The sequence below is a fragment of the Nonomuraea sp. NPDC049607 genome, from assembly GCF_040675375.1.
GTDB lineage: Bacteria > Actinomycetota > Actinomycetes > Streptosporangiales > Streptosporangiaceae > Nonomuraea.
This window is the reverse complement of sequence record NZ_JBFAOV010000047.1, coordinates 19,519-44,745: the sequence shown is the minus strand read 5'-3', so window position 1 is coordinate 44,745 and position 25,227 is coordinate 19,519. Positions and strand designations below refer to the sequence as shown.

Annotated in this window: 27 protein-coding genes; 11 read left to right on the top strand and 16 right to left on the bottom strand. The window is 74.2% G+C overall.

The features are described 5' to 3' along the window. Positions 1-19 precede the first annotated feature (19 nt). The 3 genes from AB0J97_RS46305 to AB0J97_RS46295 form a co-directional block, all read right to left on the bottom strand. Positions 20-943, bottom strand: a complete 924-nt coding sequence (locus AB0J97_RS46305; RefSeq protein ID WP_364102243.1) for a hypothetical protein — start codon at positions 941-943, stop codon at positions 20-22. Between the two features lie 205 nt (positions 944-1,148). Then, positions 1,149-1,793: a response regulator transcription factor gene (locus AB0J97_RS46300; RefSeq protein WP_364102240.1), complete on the bottom strand. Its 645-nt coding sequence runs from the start codon at positions 1,791-1,793 to the stop codon at positions 1,149-1,151. Continuing rightward, complete coding sequence (locus AB0J97_RS46295; RefSeq protein ID WP_357708660.1) at positions 1,790-2,794, bottom strand: histidine kinase; 1,005 nt, start codon at positions 2,792-2,794, stop codon at positions 1,790-1,792. The genes AB0J97_RS46300 and AB0J97_RS46295 overlap by 4 nt, the downstream gene beginning before the upstream one ends. Positions 2,795-3,234: 440 nt before the next feature. Between AB0J97_RS46295 and AB0J97_RS46290 the strand changes: the two genes are divergently transcribed. Both AB0J97_RS46290 and AB0J97_RS46285 read left to right on the top strand, forming a co-directional pair. Continuing rightward, entirely contained in the window at positions 3,235-3,693 is a 459-nt protein-coding gene (locus AB0J97_RS46290; RefSeq protein ID WP_357708663.1) for a CBS domain-containing protein, read from the top strand. 5 nt (positions 3,694-3,698) lie between these two features. Continuing rightward, complete coding sequence (locus AB0J97_RS46285) at positions 3,699-4,982, top strand: ArsB/NhaD family transporter (RefSeq protein WP_357708665.1); 1,284 nt, start codon at positions 3,699-3,701, stop codon at positions 4,980-4,982. A gap of 46 nt (positions 4,983-5,028) precedes the next feature. Here the strand turns inward: AB0J97_RS46285 and AB0J97_RS46280 are convergent, their stop codons facing one another. Then, complete coding sequence (locus tag AB0J97_RS46280; protein ID WP_364102236.1) at positions 5,029-5,916, bottom strand: phosphotransferase; 888 nt, start codon at positions 5,914-5,916, stop codon at positions 5,029-5,031. Between the two features lie 196 nt (positions 5,917-6,112). Between AB0J97_RS46280 and AB0J97_RS46275 the strand changes: the two genes are divergently transcribed. The 6 genes from AB0J97_RS46275 to AB0J97_RS46250 all read left to right on the top strand — a co-directional run bounded on the left by AB0J97_RS46275 (position 6,113) and on the right by AB0J97_RS46250 (position 12,247). After that, positions 6,113-6,409 (top strand): hypothetical protein, encoded by a 297-nt coding sequence (locus AB0J97_RS46275; RefSeq protein WP_364102233.1) that lies wholly within the window; start codon positions 6,113-6,115, stop codon positions 6,407-6,409. A gap of 144 nt (positions 6,410-6,553) precedes the next feature. Continuing rightward, on the top strand, positions 6,554-7,423 hold the full coding sequence (locus AB0J97_RS46270) for a lysophospholipid acyltransferase family protein (RefSeq protein WP_364102230.1): 870 nt from the start codon (positions 6,554-6,556) through the stop codon (positions 7,421-7,423). A 77-nt stretch (positions 7,424-7,500) separates the two neighbouring features. Then, a complete protein-coding gene (locus tag AB0J97_RS46265; protein ID WP_364102227.1) occupies positions 7,501-9,828 on the top strand; it encodes an MMPL family transporter in 2,328 nt (775 codons plus the stop codon). Further along, positions 9,828-10,682 carry a lysophospholipid acyltransferase family protein gene (locus tag AB0J97_RS46260; RefSeq protein ID WP_364102224.1) on the top strand — a complete coding sequence of 285 codons (855 nt, stop codon included), beginning with the start codon at positions 9,828-9,830 and terminating at the stop codon, positions 10,680-10,682. Before AB0J97_RS46265 ends, AB0J97_RS46260 begins: the two co-directional genes overlap by 1 nt. Positions 10,683-10,772: 90 nt before the next feature. Further along, positions 10,773-11,024, top strand: coding sequence for an acyl carrier protein (locus tag AB0J97_RS46255; protein ID WP_357708679.1), 252 nt, complete (start codon positions 10,773-10,775; stop codon positions 11,022-11,024). After that, positions 11,024-12,247, top strand: a complete 1,224-nt coding sequence (locus AB0J97_RS46250) for a beta-ketoacyl-[acyl-carrier-protein] synthase family protein (RefSeq protein ID WP_364102221.1) — start codon at positions 11,024-11,026, stop codon at positions 12,245-12,247. Before AB0J97_RS46255 ends, AB0J97_RS46250 begins: the two co-directional genes overlap by 1 nt. Positions 12,248-12,264: 17 nt before the next feature. Here the strand turns inward: AB0J97_RS46250 and AB0J97_RS46245 are convergent, their stop codons facing one another. Both AB0J97_RS46245 and AB0J97_RS46240 read right to left on the bottom strand, forming a co-directional pair. Next, entirely contained in the window at positions 12,265-12,702 is a 438-nt protein-coding gene (locus tag AB0J97_RS46245; RefSeq protein ID WP_357708685.1) for a VOC family protein, read from the bottom strand. Positions 12,703-12,777: 75 nt separating this feature from the next. Continuing rightward, complete coding sequence (locus AB0J97_RS46240; RefSeq protein WP_364102218.1) at positions 12,778-13,965, bottom strand: cytochrome P450; 1,188 nt, start codon at positions 13,963-13,965, stop codon at positions 12,778-12,780. A 73-nt stretch (positions 13,966-14,038) separates the two neighbouring features. Between AB0J97_RS46240 and AB0J97_RS46235 the strand changes: the two genes are divergently transcribed. Further along, a complete protein-coding gene (locus AB0J97_RS46235; protein ID WP_357708690.1) occupies positions 14,039-14,647 on the top strand; it encodes a TetR/AcrR family transcriptional regulator in 609 nt (202 codons plus the stop codon). Here the strand turns inward: AB0J97_RS46235 and AB0J97_RS46230 are convergent. The 7 genes from AB0J97_RS46230 to AB0J97_RS46200 all read right to left on the bottom strand — a co-directional run bounded on the left by AB0J97_RS46230 (position 14,616) and on the right by AB0J97_RS46200 (position 21,982). Then, entirely contained in the window at positions 14,616-15,512 is an 897-nt protein-coding gene (locus AB0J97_RS46230) for a serine hydrolase (RefSeq protein WP_364102267.1), read from the bottom strand. The genes AB0J97_RS46235 and AB0J97_RS46230 overlap by 32 nt on opposite strands. Before the next feature lie 220 nt (positions 15,513-15,732). Beyond that, positions 15,733-16,932, bottom strand: coding sequence for a HAMP domain-containing sensor histidine kinase (locus AB0J97_RS46225; protein ID WP_364102215.1), 1,200 nt, complete (start codon positions 16,930-16,932; stop codon positions 15,733-15,735). Continuing rightward, a complete protein-coding gene (cseB, locus tag AB0J97_RS46220; protein WP_364102212.1) occupies positions 16,929-17,615 on the bottom strand; it encodes a two-component system response regulator CseB in 687 nt (228 codons plus the stop codon). The genes AB0J97_RS46225 and cseB overlap by 4 nt, the downstream gene beginning before the upstream one ends. A gap of 15 nt (positions 17,616-17,630) precedes the next feature. After that, positions 17,631-18,806, bottom strand: coding sequence for an ABC transporter permease (locus AB0J97_RS46215; protein ID WP_364102209.1), 1,176 nt, complete (start codon positions 18,804-18,806; stop codon positions 17,631-17,633). A gap of 2 nt (positions 18,807-18,808) precedes the next feature. Beyond that, positions 18,809-19,483 carry an ABC transporter ATP-binding protein gene (locus tag AB0J97_RS46210; protein WP_357708701.1) on the bottom strand — a complete coding sequence of 225 codons (675 nt, stop codon included), beginning with the start codon at positions 19,481-19,483 and terminating at the stop codon, positions 18,809-18,811. Continuing rightward, entirely contained in the window at positions 19,476-21,185 is a 1,710-nt protein-coding gene (locus AB0J97_RS46205; RefSeq protein WP_364102206.1) for a peptidoglycan-binding protein, read from the bottom strand. The genes AB0J97_RS46210 and AB0J97_RS46205 overlap by 8 nt, the downstream gene beginning before the upstream one ends. Further along, on the bottom strand, positions 21,185-21,982 hold the full coding sequence (locus AB0J97_RS46200) for a hypothetical protein (RefSeq protein ID WP_364102203.1): 798 nt from the start codon (positions 21,980-21,982) through the stop codon (positions 21,185-21,187). Before AB0J97_RS46200 ends, AB0J97_RS46205 begins: the two co-directional genes overlap by 1 nt. Positions 21,983-22,154: 172 nt before the next feature. On the opposite strand from AB0J97_RS46200, the gene AB0J97_RS46195 reads away from it, so the two are divergent. Continuing rightward, complete coding sequence (locus AB0J97_RS46195) at positions 22,155-22,709, top strand: AAA family ATPase (protein WP_364102200.1); 555 nt, start codon at positions 22,155-22,157, stop codon at positions 22,707-22,709. On the opposite strand, the gene AB0J97_RS46190 is transcribed toward AB0J97_RS46195, so the two are convergent. From AB0J97_RS46190 to AB0J97_RS46180, 3 genes are all read right to left on the bottom strand, one after another. After that, positions 22,687-23,187 carry an anthrone oxygenase family protein gene (locus tag AB0J97_RS46190; protein WP_357708709.1) on the bottom strand — a complete coding sequence of 167 codons (501 nt, stop codon included), beginning with the start codon at positions 23,185-23,187 and terminating at the stop codon, positions 22,687-22,689. The two genes, AB0J97_RS46195 and AB0J97_RS46190, sit on opposite strands and share 23 nt — an antisense overlap. A gap of 142 nt (positions 23,188-23,329) precedes the next feature. Beyond that, positions 23,330-24,079 carry a methyltransferase domain-containing protein gene (locus AB0J97_RS46185; protein ID WP_364102197.1) on the bottom strand — a complete coding sequence of 250 codons (750 nt, stop codon included), beginning with the start codon at positions 24,077-24,079 and terminating at the stop codon, positions 23,330-23,332. A gap of 49 nt (positions 24,080-24,128) precedes the next feature. Beyond that, positions 24,129-24,998: a LysR family transcriptional regulator gene (locus AB0J97_RS46180; RefSeq protein ID WP_357708714.1), complete on the bottom strand. Its 870-nt coding sequence runs from the start codon at positions 24,996-24,998 to the stop codon at positions 24,129-24,131. Positions 24,999-25,074: 76 nt separating this feature from the next. On the opposite strand from AB0J97_RS46180, the gene AB0J97_RS46175 reads away from it, so the two are divergent. Continuing rightward, the gene (locus tag AB0J97_RS46175) at positions 25,075-25,224 is read left to right on the top strand and encodes a hypothetical protein (protein WP_364102193.1); all 150 of its coding nucleotides are present in this window, start codon (positions 25,075-25,077) and stop codon (positions 25,222-25,224) included. Positions 25,225-25,227 lie beyond the last annotated feature (3 nt).

Genomic DNA, 25,227 nt, shown 5'->3' with positions numbered 1-25,227 from the left:
GCCGCCGAGAGTCAGGGGCTCAGCGCGCCCGGACGTCCGCCGGGGACCCGCCGAGTTCGGTCACGGTCAGGGCGCGCATCAGGTGCGGGTGCAGGCCCTCGGCCCGCCACCGGGGCAGACCGGCGGCGAGCGCGGCGTCGATGAGCGCGGCCCGCGTCCACGCCAGGTCGACACGCCGGCCCGCGTCGCCGCCGCTGAGCAGCGGATGGTCGGCGGGCCGGTCGCCGCACAGGCGGCGCAGCGGGCGGCGCAGGTAGGGCGCGAGCGGGAAGGCGACGATGTCGCCCCGGCCGTCGTGCAGGGTGATCAACACGGGGTCGCCGCCGCCCACCAGGTGCACGTCGCACGCGGTCAGCCGGGCCAGCGCGTCGACGGACGCGCCGGTGGACTCCAGCAGCCCGACCGCCACGGCCTCGGCTAAGCGCCCTTCCTCGGCCAGCGTGGCGATCCCGCCGCGCAGCAGCCGCCGCTCGGCCGGGGTGGGCGGATGGGCGGCCGGCGCGGGCAGAGCCCGCCCGTGGCGCCCGGCGAAGGCGTAGAACGAGGCCAGGACGGCCCGCCTGCGGACCACCGTCGCCTTGGCCAGCGGCCGGCCGGACGGCGCCAGCCCGGTGGTGAGGGCGGCCAGGCAGTAGGCGTCGACCTGCGACCCGCTGCCCAGCACGTCGCCGGCGAGATCCTGCGCCCGCAGCCACCGCAGGTAGGAGGCCAGGACCCGCAGCCGGGTACGCCGCAGGGCCGGGGACGGCCGCTCGCGCAGCCAGGCCGCCGCCACGCCGGCCGCCACCGGAACGAGCCCTTCGACGACGTCGACGTCGGCCGACGGCACCTCGCCCCCGTCGCCGGGACCGCGCCGCGGGCGCAGCCCCTCGATGCGGGCGACGAGGCCGCGGGCCTCCTGACCGGTGAGCGCGTCCCAGGACGCGACGGTGTCGTCGGCCATGCTCAGCACGCGACCGGCACGGCGACGGGACCGGCGGCGGCCCGTGCCGGGGCATGGCAGGACGAAAGCGAGGCGTGGAGGACGTGACTGCTCGCGCCCAACGGACCCATCATGATCTCGATCGTCTCATGGAACTGCGCCCGCGGGCTCCATCCGGACGGGCCGCGGGGCCCACGGGACCCGGCGGCGAGGCCGTCCGCCGAGGTCAGGGTTCGATCAGGCCGGCGCGGATGGCGTAGCGGGTCAGGTCGAGGCGGTCGTTGAGGCCGAGCTTGGCCAGGATGTTGCTGCGGTGGCGGTCGACGGTCTTGGGGCTGATGACCAGGGTGTCGGCGATGGCCTTGGTGGAGTGGCCCTCGGCGATGAGCTTGACGATCTCCTCCTCGCGGGCCGTCAGCAGGCTGTCGGGCAGCGGGTCGCCGTGCCGGTGGCGGTGGAGGTAGTCGCGGATCAGCGCGGTGACCGCCCCGGGGTAGAGGAACGGCTCGCCGCGCATCGCCGCCCGGCACGCCTCGATGAGATCGCGGTCGGCCACCGACTTCAGCACGTAGCCGCAGGCCCCGGCCTTCAGCGCGGCGAAGAAGTACTGCTCGTTGTCGTACATGGACAACATCAGCATGCGCACGCCCGGCCGGCGGCGGGCGATCTCGCGCGCGGCCTGCAACCCGGTCATGCGCGGCATGGCGATGTCCAGGATGACCAGGTCGATGTCGTGGGTGCGGACGGCCTCGACCGCCTCGGCCCCGTCGGCGGCCTCGGCGACCACGGTCAGGTCGGGCTCCGCGTCGAGGATGAGACGGACGCCCTGGCGGACGAGCGCGTGGTCGTCGGCGAGCAGGATGCGGGTCATCGGGCGTTCTCCTTGGCCGCGCCGGGGACGGTGAGGACGATCTCGGTGCCGCCACCGGGCGGCGAGTGCACGCTCAGGCGGGCCCCGATGAGCAGGGCGCGCTCGTGCATGCCGCGGATGCCGGCGCCCGGCTCGCCGATGCCGCCCCGGCCGTTGTCGGCGACGCGCAGGACCAGGTCGCCGCCGTCGGGCGTCAGCGTGAGCGTCGCCCGGGTGGCCTCGGCGTGGCGGGCGACGTTGGTCAGGCTCTCCTGGGCGATGCGGTAGAGGACGAGCTCGACCTCGGAGGTCAGCGGCGGCAGCCCCGGGGCCAGCCGGCGGCCGACCTCGACCGTGCCGGTCTGCGACAGGTCGGTGGCCAGCGCGGTGAGGGCGCTGATCAGCCCCAGGTCCTCCAGGACGCCGGGACGCAGCCGATGGGCGACCTGGCGCACCTCGTCCAGGCTGGTCCTGATCGCCTCCTGGGCGTGTCCCAGCTCCTCGGCCAGCTCCGCGGGCGCCCGGTCGCGCACCCGCTTGAGGGCCAGCAGCGCGACGGTCAGGCTCTGGCCGATCTCGTCGTGCAGCTCGCGGGCGATGCGGCCGCGTTCGGCCTCCTGGGCGGCCAGGGCCTGGGCGCTGGCCACGCTGCGCTCCTCCTCCAGGCGGTCGAGCATCTGGTTGAAGGTGTCGGTGACGCTCCTGAGGTCCCGGTTGCCGGCGGGCAGCCGGTCGTGGGTGTGCAGCAGGTCCACGCGCCGCATCAGGGCGGTCAGCGAGGTCAGCGGGGCGAGGCTGGCCCGCACCAGGAACGCGTTCGCCGCCAGGATCAGCGCCAGGCCGATCAGCAGCACCGGGACCTCGGTCAGGAGCACCGGTGAGGAGACCGTCGCCGGAGACAGCGCCAGCACGAACGTGCCCGCGGCGAAGACCAGCGCGTTGATGACGAACAGGCGGCGGAACAACGCCTGGGCCGGGGTGCGGCCTGGCGGCTCCGGCGCGGTGGCGACGGCGTCTCTCATGCCTCCAGCCTGGGCGTATTCCGCCCGCCCTGTCCACTTACCTCGCCCGGATACGGCTCCGCCCCCACCCGATATGGGGGCCGGACCCGATGGGCGCGGCCCCCCGCCCGGTGATGACATGGGTCTCCCCGGAAAACAGGGACGGACCGTAAGGAGGTGGGCGATGCGTGGCACGGACCTTCTCTGGGCCGCGGCGGCAGGACCGCTTCTCCTCCTGCCCGCCCGCGGGTCGCGGTCCGTCCCCCGGGGCCATCTGACGGGCGGGCCGCGCCGGGGGCCGGCCGCCGTCCCGTGGCCGGGGCAGGGCGTCTGAGCCCCCTGGCCGCCCTTCTGACGTTCGCCCCCGCTGGAGGTACCCCATCAAGATCCGCCATGCGGCCGCGCCCGGAACCGGCGCGGCACGCCGTTCCCAGACCACTCCGACCACCATGGACGGTGCCATGCGAGCACACGATATCGCCGTCACCCTGCCGACCGTGACCGCCCGCGACTCCGTGGTCCGCGCGGTGCGCCTGATGGTCGTCAACCGGCTCCCCGGGCTCATCGTGGTGGACGAGCACGGCAGGCCCGCGACCGTGCTGCCGGGCACGCAGGTGCTGCGGCTGGCCATCCCCGGCACCTACCAGGAGGACCCGGCCCTGGTCCGCACCCTCGACGAGAGCGACGCCGAGGTGTTCTGGCAGGAGCTCGCCCACCTGACGGTCGGTGACTGCCTGCCCAAGCCGCCCGCGCGGCCCGTCACCGTGCCGCCGGAGGCGACGCTGCTGGAGGTGGCGGCGCTGATGGCCCGCACCCGCAGTCCGCTCGTCGCCATGCTCGGCGCCGACGGCACCCTCAGCGGGGCGATCACACTGGAACGCCTGCTGACCAGCCTGGCCATCACGAGCCTTCCGGACTGATCCGGATGAGCGCGATCCTGGCCATGGCCATTTTCGTGGTGGCGTTCTTCTTCATCGCCACCGAGAAGGCCGACAAGGTCAAGGTCGTCCTCGTGGCGGCCGGGCTGATGACCGTGCTCGGGCTGACACCGGGGGAGGAGGTGTTCTCCTCAGGGCACGCGGGCATCGACTGGAACGTCATCTTCCTGCTGCTCGGCATGATGATCATCGTGGGCGTGATCAAACAGACCGGGCTGTTCGACTACCTGGCGATCTGGGCGGCCAAACGTTCACGGGGACGGCCGTACCGGCTGATGGTCATGCTGATGGCCATCACCGCCGTGGCCTCGCCCTTCCTGGACAACGTCACGACGATCATGCTGGTCGCGCCGGTGACGGTGATGGTGTGCGGGCGGCTGCGCATCCCGGCGGCGCCGTACCTGATCGCCGAGGTGCTGGCCTCCAACATCGGCGGGGCCGCGACGCTGATCGGCGACCCGCCGAACATCATCATCGGCAGCCGGGCGGGGCTGACGTTCAACGACTTCCTCGTGCACATGGCCCCGGCGGTCGTGGTGATCTTCGGGGTGTTCGTGCTGCTCACCTACCCGCTGTTCCGCCGCTCGTTCCACTACAACGCCGACCACGTGGCCAAGGTGATGGCGTTGCAGGAGCGGCGGGCCATCACCGACCCCGCGCTGCTGGCGCGGTCGCTGACGGTGCTGGCCGGGGTGGTGACGGCGTTCGCGCTGCACTCCGTCCTGCACCTGGCGCCCTCGATCATCGCCCTGGTCGGCGCGGGGGTCATGCTGCTGGTGTGCCGGGTCGAGCTCGGGGACGTGCTGCGCGAGGTCGAATGGCCCACGCTGGTGTTCTTCGCCGGGCTGTTCGTCATGGTCGCGGGCCTGGTGCACACCGGGACCATGGAGACCATCGGGCGGGCCACCATCGACCTGTTCGGCGACAACTACTTCGCCGCGGCCACCTCGCTGCTGTTCGGCTCCAGCGTGCTGGGGGCGTTCTTCGACAACATCCCGTACGTGGCGACGATGGCGCCGGTGGTGGAGGAACTGGCCGCCGCCGCACCGGACGCGTCCACCGGGCAGGCGCTGTGGTGGGCCTTCGCCTTCGGCGCCGACTTCGGCGGCAACGGCACCGCGGTCGCCGCCAGCGCCAACGTGGTGGCCCTCGGGATCGCCGCCCGCACGGGCAACCCGATCTCGTTCTGGCAGTTCACCCGGTACGGCATCGTCGTCACCCTGGGCAGCACGGCCCTGGCCTGGGTGTACGTGTGGCTGCGCTACTTCTGACCCGACGCTCCGGGGGCGGGCCGGTCCCGCCCCCGGGACGCCGGCGTCAGGGCCGCAGCCGGTGGAACAGCTCGACCCGGGCCCGGTGGTATTCGAGGTCCTCCTCGTCGTGCCGCACACCCGACGCGGCGGCCTTGCGGAAGTAGGCGTGCTCCCTGCGCAGCTTGTGCCGGACGAGCTGGGCGAGCGACTCCTCGTCGAGCGGGGCCGCCGTGCCGCCCTCCTCGTGGTAGGCGGCCACGAACTCCTTGCTCGGCCCGATCAGGTCGTCGCCCCACTCCAGCGCGGCGGCGGCCAGTTCCAGTTCGGGGGCGCCGACGAAGGTCTCGTCCCAGTCGAGGACCGCGACGATCCGGCCGTCGTCGGTGGCCAGCGTGTTGCCGGTGTAGTAGTCGCCGTGCAGCGGGTGGCGCACGGGATGACCGGCGTGGAAGCCGGCCAGCCAGCGGTCCAGGACGGGGTCGGCCAGGTCGGCGGCGTCCGGGTGCGGGTCGCCGTACAGGCCGGACTCCTGGAAGGCGGGCACGGGACGCGGGCCGGGACGCAGACCGGCCAGGGCGCGGTGGAGCCGGGCCAGCAGCCGCGCGCCGGCCTCGCGCTGCGCCGGGACGTCGGAGTCCGGCCAGGAGCCCTCGACATAGGGCCAGCAGGAGATCGGCCGCCCGTCCACGACGACCACGGTCGCCCCGCCGTCGGTCGCCAGCGGGGCCACCGCCTCGGGCAGCGTGACGGCGGCGTGCCGGGCGACGGCGTGGCACCACTCCGACTCGGCCACCCCGCGCCCGGCCGGGCCGACCCGCAGGACGTGGCCGCCGAGGCGGTAGGCGGCCGACTCCTCCCCGCCGTACAGCCGCTCGCCCTCTCCCTCGGCGCCCCAGGCCCGGGAGGCGGCCGCGCGGATCTCGGGGGTGAGGGGCGTCTTCACGTAGATCACCTCGCCAGGCTATGGGCTCGGACGGGTTGTCGAGCATTCGGCCAAGGTCGGGCAAGGTCGGGCGACACGTGCCGCAAATTCGGCGCTCTCGGCCGCATAGCGCTTAACCTGCACTAACAGGATCATCATCCGCTTGTCACCCCGCCGTCAGGCCCACCGGTGCCGAGCCCGCTCCGAAGTCGGGACGCTCATGATCGTGCAGTCGCAGGAAATCCCGGAAAGCTCACATCCGCCGCATACACGCCCGTCCCGGCACCGGGACCTCCGAACGCCGCTGCCCGCCGCGCAGCTCGATCCGCGGCCCGCCGCGCGGACCCGCCCGGCGCTCGACGCCCGGCCCGACGCGCTCACCAAGCTCACCATGCTCGCCGCCTGGCCCACGCCGCCGTGCCGGGCCCTTCCGCGCCAGGTGCGCGAGATGTTGGGAACGGTCCACATTCCGGGGCCGATCCGGCGCAACCTGCCGCCCGCCGTCGTCCTGCGCTGCCGTTAGCGCCGCTCGGGCCGCCCGCCGATCACCGTCTGGGAGTCCCGCGTGTCCTGTCCGACTCCGCCCGCCACGCCGCCCGCCGTACCACTCGTCACACCATCTGCCCTGCCTACCACCGGGCCGTCCGCCGGGACGTCCGTCACGTCTGTGCGGGCGTCCGCGACGTGGCGGCACTTCGCCGGCGTGGGCCGGCGTGTGGAGATCAACCCGTGGCTGGTGCGGGCGCCGTGCTCGGTGCGCGCGTGCTTGCCCGAGGAGGCCGTCGCCGCCGGGCGGGCCCGCCGCGCGGCCCGGCTGTGCGCCGCGCTGCTGGTCCTGCTGACCGCCGTGCCGGCCTTCCTCGTCATGGGCGCCGCGCCGCGGCCGTGGCGGGCCAGGACGGTCCAGGCGCTGGCCAGGCTGCTGTTGCGCGCGCTCGGCGTCCGGGTCGAGGTCGCCGGTCCGGTGGAATCCGTGCGGGCGGCGGCCGGGGTGCTCGTCGTGGCCAACCACGTCTCGCTGCTCGACCCGGTGGTCATGCTGGCCGCGCTGCCCTGCCGCCTGCTGGCCAAGCGCGAGGTGCGCCGGTGGCCGCTCATCGGGACGCTCGGCGCGGCCTGCGGGGCGCTGTTCATCGACCGGGAACGCCTGTCCACGCTGCCCGCCGCGGTGGGCCTGATCCGCGACGCCCTGCTGGCGGGGGAGGCGGTGACCGCCTTCCCCGAGGGCACCACGTCCTGCGGGCGCGAGGTCGGCACGTTCCGGCCCGCGGTCTTCCAGGCGGCGATCGACGCCGGGGCGGCGGTGTGCCCGGCCGTCCTGCGCTACTACGAGGACAAGAGCCCGTCGAGCCGCGGGAGCTGGGTGGGCGAGGACTCGGTGATCGGGTCCGTCGTCCGGGTGGCCGGGACGCGGCGGCTGCGGGCCGAGGTCCGGCTCACCGCGCCCCTGCGGCCCGCCGCGCCCGACCGCGGGCAGCGCGGACGGGCCGCCCTGGCCCGCGCCGCCGAGGAACGCGTGCGCACCGGCCTCGACTGACCATCCAGGGCCCGCGCCGCGGAGGAGCGCGTGCGCACCGGCCCCGACCGACCGATACTCGACGTAAGGAACTACCGATGTGGGGCAATTCGCCGCCGTCCGGCCATGGGCGGAGGTGGCCGCGACGGGTCGTGCTCTGGGGCGCGGCCGTGACGTTCGCCGTGTCGCTCTTGGCCGGCCTGGACGTGCACGATCGGCTCGTGCTGGGCGACATCGTGCCGCTCGGGTCACAATCCGTGCGGGCGGACGACATCCTGCAGGACGCCTTCCGCGTGGGCAACGCCGACCTGGTCGTGATCGCCCGCGCCGCGCGGCCGGTCGACGACCCCGAGATCGACGCCGCCGGGACGCGCCTGACCGAACGGATCTCGGCCGACCCGGGGGTGTGGCGGGTCACCTCGTACTGGCGCGGCCACGCGTCCAGGCTGCGCAGCGGCGACGGGCGCGCGGCGGTCGTCCTGGCGAACCTGAGCGGCGACAACGCCGCCCGCAACGCCGCCGCCCGCCGGATCATGGAATCGCTGAACGGCCGCTACGGCCCCCTGTCGCTGACCGCCACGGGCGAGGCCCAGGTACGCGTCGAGGCCCAGGACCGCAGCGAGGCCGACCTGCGCACCGCCGAGCTGATCGCCGCGCCGCTGACCCTGGCCATCCTGTGCCTGGTGTTCGGCAGCCTGGTCGCCGCCCTGCTGCCGGTGCTGATCGGCGCGCTGGCGGTGGTCGCCACGATGGCCGTGCTGCGGCTGATGAGCGAGGTCATGGAGATCTCGGTGTTCGCGCTGAGCATCTCCAGCGCGCTGGGCTTCGCCCTGGCCGTCGACTTCAGCCTGTTCATCGTCACCCGCTTCCGCGAGCAACTCGCCCAGGGCCAGGAGGCCCCGCAGGCCATCGCCGTCACCATGCGCACCACCGGCCGGGCCATGGCCTGCTCGGCGGCGACCGTGGCGCTGTCCATGTCCGCGCTGCTGCTGTTCCCGTTCACCATCCTGCGCTCGCTGGCCGTGGGCGGGATGACGATCAGCCTGATGGCGGCGGTGGCCAGCCTCGTGGTGCTCCCGGCCGTGCTGACCCTGCTCGGCGACCGGGTCAACCGGCTTCCCGTGCCCGGCCCGTGGAACGCCGCCCGGCGGTCCGCGCCGCCGGTGGAGCAAGGGCCCTGGTACCGCCTGGCGGTCGCCGTCATGCGCCGCCCGCTGGCGGTGGCCGTGCCCACCACCGCGCTGCTGCTGGCCATGGGCGCGCCGTTCCTGGGCGCCAGCTTCGGCACCCTGGACGACCGCATCCTGCCGCCGCAGGCACCCGCCGCGCTGGCGGCCCAGGCGCTGCGCGCGGACTTCGGCGGCCAGCAGGTCGTCGGCGGCACCATGATCCTGCTGCCGGACCTGCGCCCGACCGGCCAGGGCGCCACCGGCCCGCTGGACGGCTACGCCAGGCGCCTGGCCGCCACCGACGGCGTGCTGCGCGTGGACACGGCCGGCGGCTCCTACAGCGGGGCCGCCGTCGTCCCCGGGACGAACCGCCGGTTCACCGGCGAGGCGGGCAGCTGGCTGCTCGTCACCACCGCGCACGAGCCGTACTCGGTGGCCAACAGCGAGCTCGTCCGGCGCCTGCGCGCGATCCCGGCCCCCGGCCAGGCGCTCTTCGCCGGGCCGGGCGCCGAGCTGGACGACGTCAGGCAGAGCATCGCCGGCACGCTGCCCCTGGCCCTGACGCTGATCGCGCTGACCACCCTGGCGATGGTGACGCTGCTGACCCGCAGCGTCGTGCTGGCCGTCAAGGCCCTGGTGATGAACGTGCTCAGCCTCACCGCCACCTTCGGCGCCCTGGTCCACGTCTTCCAGAACGGCCACCTGCGCGGGCTGGTCGGCGACTTCACCGCCACCGGCAGCATCGACGCCCTCATGCCCACGCTGATCTTCTGCGTCGCGTTCGGCCTGTCCATGGACTACGAGATCTTCCTGCTGTCCCGCATCACCGAGGAGTACCGCGACCGCGGCGACACCGTCACCGCGGTCGCCACCGGGCTCCAGCACACCGGGCGGCTGTTCACCTCGGCCGCCGTCATCTTCGCCGTCGTCATGGCCGCCGTGGCGACGTCCGGGCTGGCCGTGCTGAAGATGATCGGGGTGGGGATCGCGGTGGCCGTCCTGGTCGACTGCACGCTGATCCGCACGCTGCTCGTGCCCGCCGTGATGCGCCTGGCCGGGCCCGCCAACTGGTGGGCTCCCCGGCTCCTGCTCGGCAGGCGGAGGACCGGCGACGGCACGGCGGGGGACCCGCCGCGCGTCCCCGTCGGCGCGGGCACGGGCATGGGTCCGGGCATGGGCCCGGGCATGGGCTCGGGCACTGCCGCGGGCGGCCCGGAGGGGGCCGAGCCCGTGGGACCGCCGGCGGGCACACCGTGATGACCGTCCGCGCCCAGGACCACCGCCACGGACGGCCGCCGTCCCGGCCGGGGGTGTCGCCGTGCACGCCGGAGACCTGCGTCCGGCCGCCGGTCACCGCCGCCGGGCCGGTCCGCCGGGCCGCCCGCCTGCTGGGCTGCGCGCTGGCCCTGGCGGCGGCCCTGACGCTGTCGCCGATGCTCCGCCGTCGCCCCGGACCCCTGCGCGGGCGCCTGGCGCGGGGGGCCATGGGGCTGATCGTGCGCGCCCTCGGCATCACGGTGCGGGTGCCGGACGGCGTCCCCGTCCTGGCCGGGCACGGCACCCTGCTGGTGAGCAACCACATCTCGTGGGCCGACCCGCTGATCATGGCGGCCGTCACCCCGGCCCGCCAGCTCGCCAAGCGGGAGATCGGGCGCTGGCCGCTCGTCCGGTCGCTGGCCGCGGCCCATCGCACCCTGTTCATCGACAAGGACCGGCCGGCCGCGCTGCCCGCCGCGATCACGGCCGTCGCCGGCGCCCTGCGCGACGGGGACGCCGTGCTCGCCTACCCCGAGGGCACCACCTGGTGCGGACGGGCCATGGGGGCCTTCCACCCGGCCCTGTTCCAGGCCGCCGTCGAGGCGGGCGCGACCGTGCGGCCGGTGGCGCTGCGCTACCGCGAAGGCGGCGCGCCCTCCACCCGCGCCGCCTGGATCGGGGAGGACTCCCTGCCGGCCTCGCTGCTGCGGGTGGTCGCGACCCGGCACCTGGTGGCCGAGGTGACGTTCCTGCCCCCCGTACGCCCCGAGCTCACCGGACGCCCGCGCGAGGACCGGGCTGCCCTCGCCGCGCTGACCGAGTCACGGGTCAGGGACGCCCTCGGCCCGGCTTGATCGACATTTGAGGTGTCATACCCGGACCCGCCCGCCCTCCTGCAGCACACTCGGACACGCCACCCATCCGCCGAGAGAACGGACGGCACCATGACCGACGACCAGATAACAGACGTGCTCCGCGGCCACTGCGCCCGGGTCCTGGGCGTCAGCACGGCCCAGATCAACCCGCACACCGACCTGCGCGAGGAACTGGACGCCGACAGCCTGGACTTCGCCGAGCTGTACGCCGCCGTCGAGGACGAATGGGGCACCTTCGCCGACGAGACCCTCCAGCGGGTAAGGACCGTCGCCGACATGGCCGCCGTCATCCGCCGCCACCTGACGGCGGTGGGCGGCTGATGCGACCCCGGGTCGCGGTGACCGGGCTCGGCCTGCGCACGCCCGCCGGAGCCGGCCCCAAGGAGCTGTGGAACGCGCTGCTGGCCGGACGCTCGACGGCACGGACCATCACGTCGTTCGACGTGTCCACGCTGGCGGTGCGCTTCGCCTGCCAGGTCCCGGACCTGGACGTGTCGGCGTACCTGACGGACCGGCAGGCGCGGCGGCTGGACCGGGCGTCGCTGCTGGCGGTGTGCGCGGCGGGCGACGCGCTGGCCGACGCCGGCCATCCGAGGGTCCCGCCCGAGCGGCGGGCGGTGGTGGCGGGCAGCTCCTTCTGCGGCACCGAGACGTACGAGTCGGCGCTGCTCGACACGCCGGGCGCCGGGGCGTTGCGCCTGTCGCCGATCTTCATCCCGAAGATCATGCCCAACGCCGGCGCCGCCGCCATCGGCATGCGGTACGAGATCCGCGGGCCGAGCATGTCCGTGGTCACCGCCTGTGCCTCCGGGGCGCACGCGATCGGCGAGGGCGTCCGGCTGATCCGCGACGGCTCGGCCGACCTGGTCGTGGCCGGCGCGGGGGACGCCAACGTCACCCCGGGCATGCTGCACGGCTTCAGCCGGTGCCGCGCCCTGTCCGGCCGCAACGACGACCCCGAGGCCGCCTGCCGCCCGTTCGAGGCCGACCGCGACGGGTTCGTGCTGGCCGAGGGGGCCGCCTTCGTCGTGCTGGAACGCCTCGACGAGGCCGTGCGCCGCGGGGCCCGCGTCCATGCCGAGGTGTCCGGCTACGGCCGCACCAGCGACGCCCACGACCTGACGGCCCCCGCGCCCGGCGGCGAGGGCGCCCGCAGGTGCATGGACGCCGCGCTCGCCGACGCCGGTCTCGCGCCCGAGGACATCGTGCACGTCAACGCCCACGGCACCGGGACCGAGCTGAACGACCTGGCCGAGGCGCAGGCGATCGGCCGCGTCTTCGGGCCCGCCGCCGTGCCGGTGAGCGCGACCAAGGGGGTGACCGGCCACGCCCTCGGCGCGTCCGGGGCGATCGAGGCGGTGGCGTGCGTGCTGGCGATCGCCGAGTGCACCGCGCCGCCGACCGCCAACCTGGAGCGGCTCGACCCGCGCTGCGACATCGACGCCTCACCCGTGCCCCGCCCGATCGCGAGGGGGCCGGTGATGTCGAACTCGTTCGGCTTCGGCGGCCACAACGCCACGCTGGTCTTCTCACCCGCGCCCTGACCGCTCCCGCCGGACGGTCATCCCCGCGCGGAGACGAACACGCAGAACGGATGGCCGGCCGGGTCGGCGTAGACCCGCAGGGGCTCCTCGTCGTCGTCGATCCGGTCCAGCAGCAGTCGGCCGCCCAGGCGCAGGACGCGTTCGTGCTGCTCCAGCAGGCTCTCGACGGACGACACGGTCAGGTCCAGGTGGAGCTGCTGGGGCACCCGCGGGTCCGGCCAGGTCGCCTCCGGGAACGTCTCGACCTGCTGGAAGGCGAGTCGTGGGGCGCCGTCCGCGGTTCTCAGCACGAGCCAGTCGCGGCCGCGCTCGTCGTCGGCCCCCGCCTCGGGCGGCTCGTCGCCGGGCCGGTAGACCAGATCCAGCAGGGACCGGTAGAACTCCGCCAGCGCCCTGGCGTCGGTGCAGTCGAGCACCACCTGACACAACCTGATCCCGCCGTCCTGACCGGCCATGCGCGCGCCTCCCGTGATCGTCTCGTCGTCATGCTCTCTGCACGGGACGGCGGCGGCTCAAACGCGGCGGCGGGTTCACCAGGTGACCGGCAGGGCGGCCACACCGTAGATGGTGGCGCGCGGCCGCATCGGCACCTCCCCGGCGGGCACGGCCAGCCGCAGACCGGGGAAGCGGCGCAGCAGCGCCGGGTAGGCCAGCCGCATCTCCAGCCGGGCGAGCTGCTGGCCCAGGCACTGGTGGATGCCGTGGCCGAAGCCGAGCTGCTGCCCGGCCTCGCGGGTGACGTCGAAGCGGTGGGGGTCGGGGAAGCGGGCCGGGTCGCGGTTGACGGCCGGGAGGGAGAGGGTCACGGTCTCCCCGGCCCTGATCGTCCGCCCGGCGAGCGGCACGTCGGCCCTGGCGACCCGGATCGGGCCGATGTGCACGATGCTGAGGTAGCGCATCAGCTCCTCGACGGCGGTCGCCGCGACGCCGGGGTCGGTGCGCACCAGCTCGGCCTGCTCGGGACGGCACAGGAGCAGGAACGTGCCCAGGCCCAGCATGTTCGCGGTGGTCTCGTGACCGGCGGTCAGCAGCAGGGTGGCCACCCCGGTCAGCTCCTCGTGGTTCAGCTCGCCGCCGGAGACCAGCTCGCTGAGCAGATCCTGGCCGGGCTCGGCCCGCTTGCGGGAGACCAGCTCCGACAGGTAGCCCATCAGCTCGGCGCCCGCCGCGCCACGCTCCTCGGTGGTGTTGTCCAGGTTCACCGCCCGCGCGGTGGTGTCCTGGAAGCGCGAGCGCTCCCCGTACGGGACGCCGAGCAGCTCGCAGATCACCAGCGACGGGATCGGCAGCGCGAACGCGCTCACCAGGTCCGCCGGCGCTCCCGCGCGGTCCATCTCGTCGAGCCGGCCGTCGATGATCTCCTGGATCCTGGGCTCCAGCAGCCGCATCCTGCGCATGCTGAACCGGCCCGTGAGCAGCTTGCGGTAGCGGGCGTGCTCGGGGTCGTCCATGGCGATGAAGAAGCCCGGCGGGATCACCAGGTCGGCCAGGCCCTCGGGCGGCGCCAGCTCCTTGATCGGCGGCGCGGCGCCCTGGGAGGTGTTGCTGAAGCGCGGGTCGTCGAGCACCGCGCGGGCCTCGGCGTGGCCGGTGACCAGCCAGCCGGGGCGGCCGTCGGCGTAGATCATCGGGTGCAGCGGGCCGTGCAGCCGGGGCAGTTCGGCGGGCGGCTCGAACGGGTCCTCGCGTTCGAGCGGCAGGCTCTGAAGGATGTCCATGTCCTCAGAAAAGCGCAGAGGCTGCGAAATTGCAACCTGTGCATAAAAGCAGGGCATGCAGTAGGGTGGCGCCGTGGAAGGTCATCGCGAACGCAAGAAGGCCCGCACCCGCCGCGCGCTGCTGGAGGCCGCCGTCCGGCTGTTCGCCGAGCGGGGGTACGAGCAGACCACCGTCGCCGACATCGCCGCCGCCGCCGACGTGGCGCCCCGCACCTTCTTCGCGTACTTCGCGAGCAAGGAGGACGTGCTCTTCCTCCAGGCCGAGGATCGCGAGCGGGCCATGCTGGAGGTGATCGCCGGCCGGCGGCCGGGGGAGCCGCTGGGGGAGCTGCTGAGCCGGATGTTCGAGGCCCTGGTGCGCAGCCTGGCCGCCGACGACGAGCTCGACTTCGCGCTGTCGCCGCTGCGGGCGCGGCTGATGGTGACCGAGCCCGCGCTGCGCGCCCGCGGGCTGACGCTCATGATGGAGACCCAGCCCCGGCTGGCCTGGGCGTTGTGCGAGGTCTGCCCGGAGCTGGACCCGGTGGAGGCGGGGGCGGCGGTCGGCGGCTTCATGGGGGCGCTGGCCGTGGCCGGGCTGGTCGCCCAGCAGCAGGGCGGCTCCGACGACGACGTCCTGGCCGCCGGGCGGCGCGGGATCGAGGTCGCCGTCAACGGCCTGTCGAGCCTGGACCGTCCGTGACCTGAGCCTGCCCGCCGGTCGCGGGCCGGTCGAGCAGCCACCGCTCGACCGCCGCGCTCATCCGGCCGCCCGCCTCCAGCGCCGCGGCCTTGGCGGAGGCCGGGTCGGTGTGCGCGGCCTGGCCGAGGATCACGCCCAGCACCAGGTGACCCCGTACGCGGGAGGCCCACATCAGGTTGCCGCCCGCGGCCGTGCCCGAGCCGGTCTTGATGCCGATGACGCCGTGCCTGTTCAGCAGCGTGTTGGTGTTGTGCAGCCGCCTGGCGTCACCCGGGACGGAGGTGTCGGTCTGCGCCACCACCGCCCGCAGCACCGGGTCGCGCATCGCCTCCCTGGCCAGCCTGAGCTGGTCGGCGGCGGTGCTGACGGTGGTGTCCTCGTTGCCGCTGGCCCCCGTGTACGTGCTGCCCGTCATGCCCAGACGCCGTGCCGCGGCGTTCATCCGGGCCACGAAGCGCTCCTGGGAGCCGGAGTCCCAGCGGGCCAGCAGCCGGGCCACGTTGTTGCCCGAGGGCACCATCATCAGCTCCAGCAGGCGCCGCAGCGGCACGGTCCGGCCCTGCGTGAGCGGCACGGTGGACTCCAGCCGGGAGAACGACTCCTCGGCCGCCGTGCGGTCCACGGTGATCAGGGGGCCGTCGTCGCCGGGCCGGAGCGGGTGGCGGCGCAGGATCACGTACGCGGTCATCACCTTCGTCACGCTGGCGATCGGCACCGGCCGCGGGTCGCCGCTGACGCCGAGGCTGCCCACGTCCTCCACCTCGACCGCCGCCTGCCCCTCGGACGGCCACGGCAGGGACGCGTCCCCGGTGACCGAGGGGGCGCCGGAACAGCCCGACAGCACGCCCGCCAGCAGTAGAAACATCAAGGAACGTCGCATACCGGACAGCGTGCGCGGCGCGCGTGTCCGTCCGGCCGTGGCCGCGCATCCACCCGCGCTCGGCCGTGTATCAGCCCGGCATCAAAGATCCGCGTATCGGCCCGGCGTCAGTGATCCGCGTCTCGGCCTGGCGTCGATGGTCCGCGCATCGGCCCGGCGTCATCGATGCGCGCGTCGGCCCGGCGTCGATGAGCCGTGTCCGGCGTCAATCCGCCGGAAGGCGGACGACGGCGACCGCGCCGCCGTCCGGGGCGTTGGCCAGGGTCAGCTCGGCGCCGATGACCCGCGCCTGGCCCAGCGCGATCGTCAGCCCCAGGCCGTGACCGCGGCCCCGCTCGGCGGCCCCCGTACGGAACCGGCGCGGCCCGTCGGCCAGCAGCTCCGGTGGGAACCCGGGCCCCCGGTCGCGCACCTCGATCACGCGGTCGCCGACCGTGATCTCCACCGGCGCCGCGCCGTGCCGGTGGGCGTTGAGCACGAGGTTGGCGAGGATCCGGTCCAGGCGCCGCGGGTCGGTCCCGGCCACCGGCTCACCGTCGGCCAGCACCCGCGCCTCGACCCCCACCCGGGCCGCCGACTCCCCGGCCAGCGCGGCGAGGGGAACCCGGACCCGCTCGGCGACCTCGGCGCCCGCGTCCAGCCGGGACACCTCCAGCAGGTCCTCCACCAGCGTCCGCAGCACCCGCACCCGGTCGCGTACCAGGTCGGTGACCTCGCCCTCGTCCAGCAGCTCGACCACGGCGACCAGGCCCATCAGCGGGGTGCGCAGGTCGTGCGCGACGTCGGCGGTGAAGCGCTGCTCGGCCAGCAGCCGGTGCTGGAGGCTCGCCGCCATGGAGTCCACGGCGGCGGAGATGCGGGCGATCTCGTCCCGGCCGCGCGCGCCCGTACGGGCCGCGAGGTCGCCCCCGGCGATCCGGCGGGCGGTGCGCGCGACCCGCCGCAGCCGCCGGTTGGGGAGCTCGGCCGCCAGCATCGACACCGGCACCACCCCGGCCAGGGCGAGCAGCCCGGCCTTGGCCATGTTCCGGTCGAGCGCCTGGAGGCCGCGCACGTCGGAGCCCATCGAGATCTGCACGCTCACCACCTCGGCGCCGTCGCCGCCGTACGGCTGGACCGCCCACACCCACGGCTCGTCCCGGTGGTCGAGCCCGTACCAGACCACCCGGCGGCCGGGCCGCAGCAGGCCGGCCAGCTCGTCGGGGAGCTCGTCGACGGGCACCACGTCCTCGGCGCTCCCGGAGGCCAGCGTCTCGTCCAGGGCCACCTCGGCCCGCGCCTGGCCCATGTCGAGCGCCTGCTGCCAGGTCGCCCGGTGCACCAGCAGCCCGACCACGGCGGCGACGACGGTCGCGGCGAGCGTGACGAGAGCGGCGATCTTCCAGCGCAGCGAGGCCGGGTTCACGTGACGGCCAGCTTGTAGCCGAACCCGCGCACGGTCTCGATGCGCTCGGTGCCGATCTTCCTGCGCAGCCGCTGCACGCACAGGTCGACCACGCGGCTGTCGCCGTCCCATCCGTAGTCCCACACGTTGCGCAGCAGCGTCGCCCGTTCCAGGACGATGCCGGGATGGGCGGCGAACTCCAGCAGCAGCCGCAGCTCGGTCGGCGACAGCTCGACGCGCCGGCCGGACCGCCGCACCTCCAGCGCGCCGGTGTCGACGCTCAGCTCGCCGAACTCCAGCACGGCCTGGCCCGCCCCCGCCTCGGCGGCCGGCGTACGGGCGAAGGTGGCCCGGCGCAGCAGCGACCGGATCCGGGCCACCAGCACCGGCAGGTCGACCGGTTTGACCACGTAGTCGTCGGCGCCGCCCTCCAGCCCGGCGACGATGTCCAGCCCGTCGCCGCGGGCCGACATCATCAGGATCGGCACCTGGCTGGTCTCCCTGATGCTGCGGCACACGCTGATGCCGTCCAGGCCGGGCAGCATCACGTCCAGCAGCAGCAGGTCGTGGTCGCCGGTGCGGGCGGCCTCCAGCCCGTCGAGCCCGTCGGCGGCCGTGGTCACCTGATAGCCGTAACGTTCCAGGGCCATGCCCAGCGACGTGCGGATCACGGTGTCGTCCTCGACGAGCAGCAGGGATGTCATGAAATCGCACCATACCTAGCGAAGTGCATTGACTGGTTCCATGCGGGCGGCGCGCAGCGCCGGATAGAGGCCCGCGAGCAGCCCGACGACGGCCCCGGCCGCGGGGGCCATGAAGGCCAGCCGTACGTCGAGGACGGGCGTCCACTGCTTGACGGCGCAGACCCCGACGATCACCAGGATCCCCACGGAAGCGCCCAGCACCCCGCCGATCAGCCCCGTCAGGGTGGACTCCACCAGGAACTGCCCGGCGATGTGGCGGCGCGCCGCGCCCAGCGCCCGGCGCAGCCCGATCTCGGCGACGCGTTCCATCACGGTCACCAGCGTGACGTTGGCGATGCCGACCGCGCCGACGACCAGGGAGACCAGCCCGAGGATCAGGAAGAGCGCGTTGACGTCGCTCTGCACCGCGTCGCGGGCCCTGGTGGGGCTGGGCGGCGAGAGGACCTGGAGGAGCGCCTCGTTGCCGGGGCTGAGCGCGGCCGGCGCCTGCCGCGCGATCAGGTCGGCGGCCCCCAGGGCGGTGTCGACCAGGACGCGGGTCACGGTGCCCAGGCCGTAGGGCCGGCCGGCCGTCGGCGGCAGGATGACCGCGCTCGCCAGGCTCTTCTCCCGCCGCAGATCCCCGAGCACCCCGATCACCGTGTACGCCCGGGTGCCGATGAAGACCGCCGGGGCCCGGGTCAGCCCGGTGATGCCCAGCAGCCGGGCCGCCTGCTGGCCCAGCACGACGACCCGGTCACCGCGGGCGACGTGCCCGGCGTCGAAGTAGCGGCCCTCGACCATCCGTCCCCTGACCGCCGCGGGCAGGCCGGGACTGCTGGAGACCACGGTCAGCGTCTGGTCGGTGACGCGGGCCGGGTCCACGACGTCGTTGGAGCGGATGACGAGGTTGGCGCCCAGGTCCGACTCGGCCAGCGCGGCGGCGGCGACCACCCCGCGCAGCCGGGTCACCCGGCTCACGTCGGCCCACTCGACCAGCGGGAACGTGTGCGCCGGGACCTCGACGGTGACGGAGGTGGCGGTCAGCTCGTCGAAGCGGCCGACGATCTGGTTGCCGGCCGTCGCGGCGACGCCCAGGGTGACCACGAGCGTGGTGATGCCGAGCACGGTGCCCAGCGTGGTCAGGGCCGAGCGCACCGGGCGGGCCAGCAGGCCCGCCAGGGCCTCGTTCAGCAGGTCGCGCGGGTGCACGTCTACTCCTCCGTGAGGACGCCGTCGGTGATGCGCACCCGGCGTCCGGCCCGGTCGCTCACCTCGGTCTCGTGGGTGATGACGACGATGGTCATCCCTTGGGCGCGCAGGTCGTCGAACAGGTCGAGCACGGCGCCGGTGTTCCTGCTGTCGAGGTTGCCGGTGGGCTCGTCGCACAGCAGCAGCGACGGTTCGCCCAGCAGGGCGCGGGCGATGGCGGCGCGCTGCCGTTCGCCGCCGGACAGCCGGCCGGGCAGGAAGCCCACCCGGTGCGACAGGCCCACCCGCTCCAGGGCCCGCGTCGCGCGCTCCCGCCGTCCGGCGCGCGGGGTCCTGCCGTAGACCTCGGCCAGCATGACGTTCTCCAGGACGCTGCGGTGCGGCAGCAGGTGGAAGGACTGGAAGACGAAACCGATCCGGCTGCCCCGGACGGCGGTGCGCGCGCCGTCCTTGAGCGTGGTGGTCTCGATGCCGTCGAGCCGGTAGCTGCCGCGGGTCGGCCGGTCGAGCAGGCCCAGGGTGTTGAGCAGGGTCGACTTCCCCGACCCGGACGGGCCGACGACGGCCACGTAGTCCGACCGCTCGACCCGCAGGTCGACGGCGGCCAGCGCCCGGACGGGCGGATCGGCGGGGAACTCCTTGGTCAGCTCCTGGAGCAGGATGACCGGCTCAGCCACTGTTGACCACCACCCGCTCGCCCGGCCCGAGGTCGCCGGTCACCTCCACGGCGCCGTCGGCGGACAGGCCGGTGCGCACCTCGACCTCCTTGGTCCGGCCGGGCGCGGTCTCCACCTGCACCCTGGCCCTGCCGTCCGCCGCCGTGACGACCGCCGCGACGGGGACCACGAGCACCTGCCGGCCGGTGGCGCCGATCGTGACGCGGACCGTGACGGGCCCGCCGGCCAGCTTGCGCAGCCCCTTCATCGAGTCGGGCGTGACCGTCACCGGCACGGCCCCCTGCGTGTCGCGCCCCGCGACGGCTGTCACCGTGCCCGGGACGGTCGCCCCGGACTCGGTCTCGATGCTCGCCTCCAGACCCGCCTTCACCCGCTCGGCCTCGGCCGCGTCCACCGAGCCGGACACCACGAAGGCGGAGTCGGTGACCGTGGCGACCGCCTGGTCGACCGGCTCGCCCGCCTTGACGGACGGCTTGTGCAGGCGGGCGGGCAGCCTGGGCAGGAAGACGACCTCTCCCGGCGGCACGGTGGTGCCGTAGGTCCGGGAGAACTCGGCCAGCAGCGCTTGGGCCGCCGCCAGGTCGCTGCGCGCGTTGGCGACCTTCAGCTCGGCGGGGGAGAGCTGCCTGGCCTGCCTGAGCGCCTGCTCGGCGGTGGCCAGGGCCTCTCGCGCCGACCGTACGGCCTTCTCCAGGTCGGTCAGCCGCTTCGCGCGCGCCGCGCCGGCCTCCTCCCCTACGCGGTCCAGCGCCGACCGGGCGGCGGCCAGGTCCGCGCGGGCGTTGGCGACCCGGAGTTCGAGCAGACGGGTGTCGGCCGGGGGCGGGGGTGTTCCGATGGCGGTTGTCGTCGGCGTCGCCGTGGGCGCCGCTGTGGGCGTCTCCCCGGCCTGGGTGAGCTCCTGCTGCGCCGCCAGCAGTTTCTCCTCGGCGGCCCGCACGGCGCTCTCGGCGGTCTCCACCCTGGCCTCGTCCTCGGCGGTGTGCTCCTGCGCCCGCGCGCTCTTCAGCGCCTGTTCCGCCTCCCGCAGGTCGCGGCGGGCGCCGGTCACCCGCAGCTTCAGCGGGAGCACGTCCCTGCCCTGGTCGAGGGCCTTGGTCTCGGTCACGAGCACTTCCCGCGCGGTCCGTACGGCCCGCGTCAGCTCGTCGCGCCGCTGCCGCAGTTCCAGGGTGGGCTGCTGGGCCTCGTAGCCGCGCCCGGCGTAGAGGCGCGACACGGCGGCGACGGTCGCCGCGTCGAACACGCCGGTCACGGGCACGCGGTGACCGAGCCGGCGCAGCGCCTTCTGCAACTGCCGGACGTCGTCCCCCTCGGCGCCGGGGACGAGGCCGCGGTGCATCGGCACCCGCCCGGCGAAGACGAACACCGGCCGGCCGTTCACCTCCATCAGCACCGTGCCCTCCACGAGCGTCCCCCGCCGCGGGGCTCGGGTGGCGCGCTGGACGGTCTCGCTCCCGCCCACCACCCCGGCCAGCGTCACCGGACGGGGAGAGCCGTACTCCAGCGTGCCGCTGACGACGACGGTGGCGACCAGTTCCCGCCGCTCGACCTCGACGGTGACCAGCGACGGCACGGGCGGTCTGCGCGCCGCCGCCTCGTCGGCCGGGGAGCGCAGCAGGGTGCCCACCCCCCAGCCGGTCCCGGCGACCACCAGGACTCCGCTCAGCACGAGCAGCAGCTTGCCGCGAGGAGTGCGCATCACCGCTCTTGGAACCCGTACTTCACCCGGGCCTCGTTGGTGAGCCGCCGTTGCAGGGGGACGAAGGCCGCGTAGAAGTCCTTGCCGCACTCCAGGTCGACCAGCGCCGACCTGATCTCCTTGGCCAGGTAAGGCCGGGCCACTGCGGCCGTGACCTTGCCCGCCTTTCCGAGCCGGTCGGCCTGCTCGGCCCACAGCATCATCCCGCGCGCGCTCAGCGCCAGCGGCCGGGCGGAGGCCACCCGCTCGCCCTTCGACTTCAGGCACTCGGCGAACGGCCCGGCCAGCTCCACCAGCTTCTGATCGCCGTCGAGCATCTTGTCGATGTTCTCGATCTCGGTGCTCATCTGGTCCTGGTAGTCGGCGAGCGAGGTGACCTTCAGGCCGTTCACCTGCCGCAGGGCGTCCACGCGGCACTCGTTCATGGTCTTGAGGTAGGCGTCCCGGCGGGCGCCGGAGAGCCCGTCGATCGTCGCCTGGTTGGGGTCCGGCGCCCGCGTCTCGCGGGGCTTGGGATAGACGATGGCGGAGAAGACGCCGAAACCGTTCCTGCTACGCTCGGCCTTGATCGCGTCGTAATCGGCGGGTTCGGCGTCGGGCGCCTTCGGCCGGCTGACCGAGGGCGTGTACGCGAACCCCTTCTGCTTCATGCAGGTGGCGAGGACGGTCTCCCGCTCACGGACCTTGTCCGCCCCGCCGCCGCCCCCGCCGGGCGCCGGGGCCGCCTCTCCCGCCGGAGCCCCTCCGCAGCCGGTCAGCACCGCCAGACCGAGCAGACCGCACACCAGCACACGCATCAAGGGCTCCTTCGAGGTGGGGACGCGCCGCCCTTCGCGACGCCTCGGCCACTTTGGAGCCCTTATCCGTCCGCCCGGCCTTGGCCGGGTATCACCGGGCGCTCGGCCGTGTATCGGCCGCGTATCAACGCCCCTAGGTTGACATCAACCCCCACGAGATCGGAGAGAAGTCGTGCCACGACACGTTCTCACCGGCGCCCCGGGCGCCGGGAAGACGGCCGTCCTGCGCCTGCTGGAGGTCAACGGGCACACCGTCGTCGAGGAGGCGGCGACGGACGTCATCGCCCTCGGCGAAGCGCTCGGCCGCGAGGAGCCCTGGCGCGAGCCCGCCTTCGTCGACGAGGTCGTCACGCTCCAGCGGCGACGCCAGGAATCCGTGCCCGCGGGCGAGGCGGCCGTCTTCTTCGACCGCTCGCCGGTCTGCACGCTGGCGCTGAGCCGCTACCTGGGGTTCCCCACGTCGCCGCTGCTCGCCCGCGAGGTCGAGCGGGTGGTGGCGCGGGGCACGTACGACGGGAAGGTGTTCTTCGTCCGCAACCAGGGGTTCGTCCGCGCCACCTCCGCCAGGCGGATCAGCTACGCGGACTCGCTCGACTTCGAGCGCCTGCACGAGCGGACCTACCGCGACCTCGGGTTCGACCTCGTCGAGATCCCCGCCGCGCCGCTGGCCGACCGGGTCGCGCTGGTCGAGCGCGACGCGGGGGTCAGCCCACCCGGCCGCTCTTGACCAGCGCCCAGCACAGCGAGGCGAACGCCCCGGTGCTGGTGATCGTGCGGACCAGGTTGTAGGCCGACCACTTGGCCTCGTCGAACGCGCGGCGCACGGCGGCCAGGTCGGCGATCCGGTCCGGGTCGCCGGCCGCCTTGATGGCGTCGTTGAGCGGCACGTTCACGGCCACCGTGAGCACGAAGGCGATCAGGTAGAGCACCAGCGCGACGATGATCCACGGCAGCACCGCGCGCACGCCCTGGCCGAGGTGCAGCGCCGCCGCCAGGCCCGTGAAGAACAGCGCGCCGATGAAGCTGAGCATGAACCAGGGATTGAGGATCGCCCGGTCGATGGCCTGGAACGCCCCGACGAACGTGCGGTCGTCCGTCGCGCCGAGGCCACGCATGATGGTGTGCGTGTAGAGCCCGAAGACGCCCGCCGCGAGCCCCATCGCCATGGTCGCCACGATGAGCACGACGGTGCGCAGAACCGACATCAGTGTTTCCCCCTACTCGTCCCGCGCCCGACCTCCCGGACGCGCGAGGACAAGTCAACGCCAGAGCGGGGGAGCGCGGCCATGGCCGAGACTCTCCCGCCCATACGCCAGGATCCAGGCCGTCCCGGGCGCGGGCGCGCGGTCACGACGCGGACGCAATCCGGCGCGCGGTGATCATAGCGAAGGACAGATACTCGCCCTGATCGGCCTCCAGCATGGCGATCGTCGCCGTCTCCCGCCGGGCGCGCGCCCACAGCAGCCAGTCGTGCCAGCCGCCGTCCTGCAGGCGCGCGGACGTCACCGTGACCAGCTCGGTGATCTCCCACTGGAAGCGCCACCACTCGGCGGTGTGCCAGGCGATCGCCTCCCAGCCGACCAGGGCCTTGACGTGGGCGGGGATGTGCCCGAGGTCGCGGACCTCGCGGGTCATGCCGGGCGTGGCGACGCCGAGCTGCCCGCCGGGCTTCACGAACCGGACGAGGTAGGGCAGGTAGGAGTCGGCGGTGCCGAAGTACTCGAAGGCGTCCACGCTGACGATCGCGTCGAAGGACTCCTTCTCGAACGGCAGCGCGTGCGCCTCCGCCCGTACGGCCCGGACGCGGCCGGCCACGCCCGCCTCGGCGAAGACGGCCGCCGCCCGCTCGGGCGCGACCCACAGGTCGGCGGCCACGACCTCCACCCCGAACTCGCGGGCCAGGAAGACCGAGGTGGCGCCCAGGCCCGAGCCCAGGTCGAGCACCCGCATGCCGGGTCTCAGGTCGAGGTCGCGGGCGAGGTCCTCCAGCAGCCACAGCGGATGGGGGCCCATGTCCAGCCCGAGCACCCATTCCGGGTCGTACTTCGAGGAGAGCGGATAGACGTCGGGACGTACGAGGTCCTGGATCGCTGACACAGCGGGTCATCCCACCACGAAGGCTCCACCCGTTCAACCGTTTATTTCGTCACCTGGTGAGGTGCGACAGCAGGGCTCCGGCGGCCGGGTTGGCGGGGACGGGGGCGCGGCCGGCCAGCACGACCGTCCTGGCCGGATCGGGCTGGCGGATCCGCACGGTGGGCAGCCCCTCCCCTTCGGCCACCCGCCGCGGGACGATCGCCACGCCGATCCCGGCGCGCACCAGGTCGACCAGCATCCGGATCTGGGTGACCTCGCAGGTGATCTGCCGGTGCAGCCCGCACCCGGCGGCCAGCCGGCGCACCGCGGTCTCCAGCCCGGTGCCGGCCTTGAAGTCGACGAACGGCTCCTCCGTCAGCTCCGACAGCAGCGCCCGCTCGGCCCCGGCCAGCCGGTGGCCGGGCGAGGTCATCAGCACCAGCTCCTCCTCCCAGGAGGAGAACACGGCCAGGCCCGCAGGCAGGTCGGCGCCGTCGAGCGCCAGATAGGCGAGGTCGAGCTCGCGGGCGAGCAGGGCGTCGAGCAGCCCGGCCACCGGGGCGTCGCGGACCGAGATCTGGATGCCGGGCCACAGGCGGTGGAAGGCGGCCAGCTCGGCGGGCAGGTCGACGCTGGTGAGCGTCTGGATGGTGCCGATCGCCACCCGGCCGGTGGTCAGCCCGGACACGGCGGACACGGCGTCGGTGGCCGCCGCGGCGTCGGCCAGCAGCGCCCGCGCGGCCGGCAGGAAGGCGTGACCGGCCGGGGTGAGGACCGGCCGCCGCCCGGTGCGCTCGAACAGGTCGGCGCCGAGCTCGCGTTCGAGCTTGCGGACGGACGTGCTGAGCGCCGACTGGACGATCAGCTCGGCCCTGGCGGCGGCGGTGAAGCTGCCGTGCGTGGTGACGGCGACGAAGTGACGGAGCTGGCGCAGTTCCATCCATCTACATTAGCGATGGCAGCCAGCGAGACGATGTGTTGGATGGATCGGTGCGCGCGGGGACATCCTGGTCGGCATGGAACGACACGTACCCGCCCTGTGGTCGGCCGCCTATGGCTCGCGCCGTCCCGTCCCGGTCCGGCTCGCGGGGCGCGGGCTGCTGAAGGTGCTCGACTTCGTCCGGATGCTCGCCCTGGCCGACCACCGGACGTTCGTCTCGCACTGACGG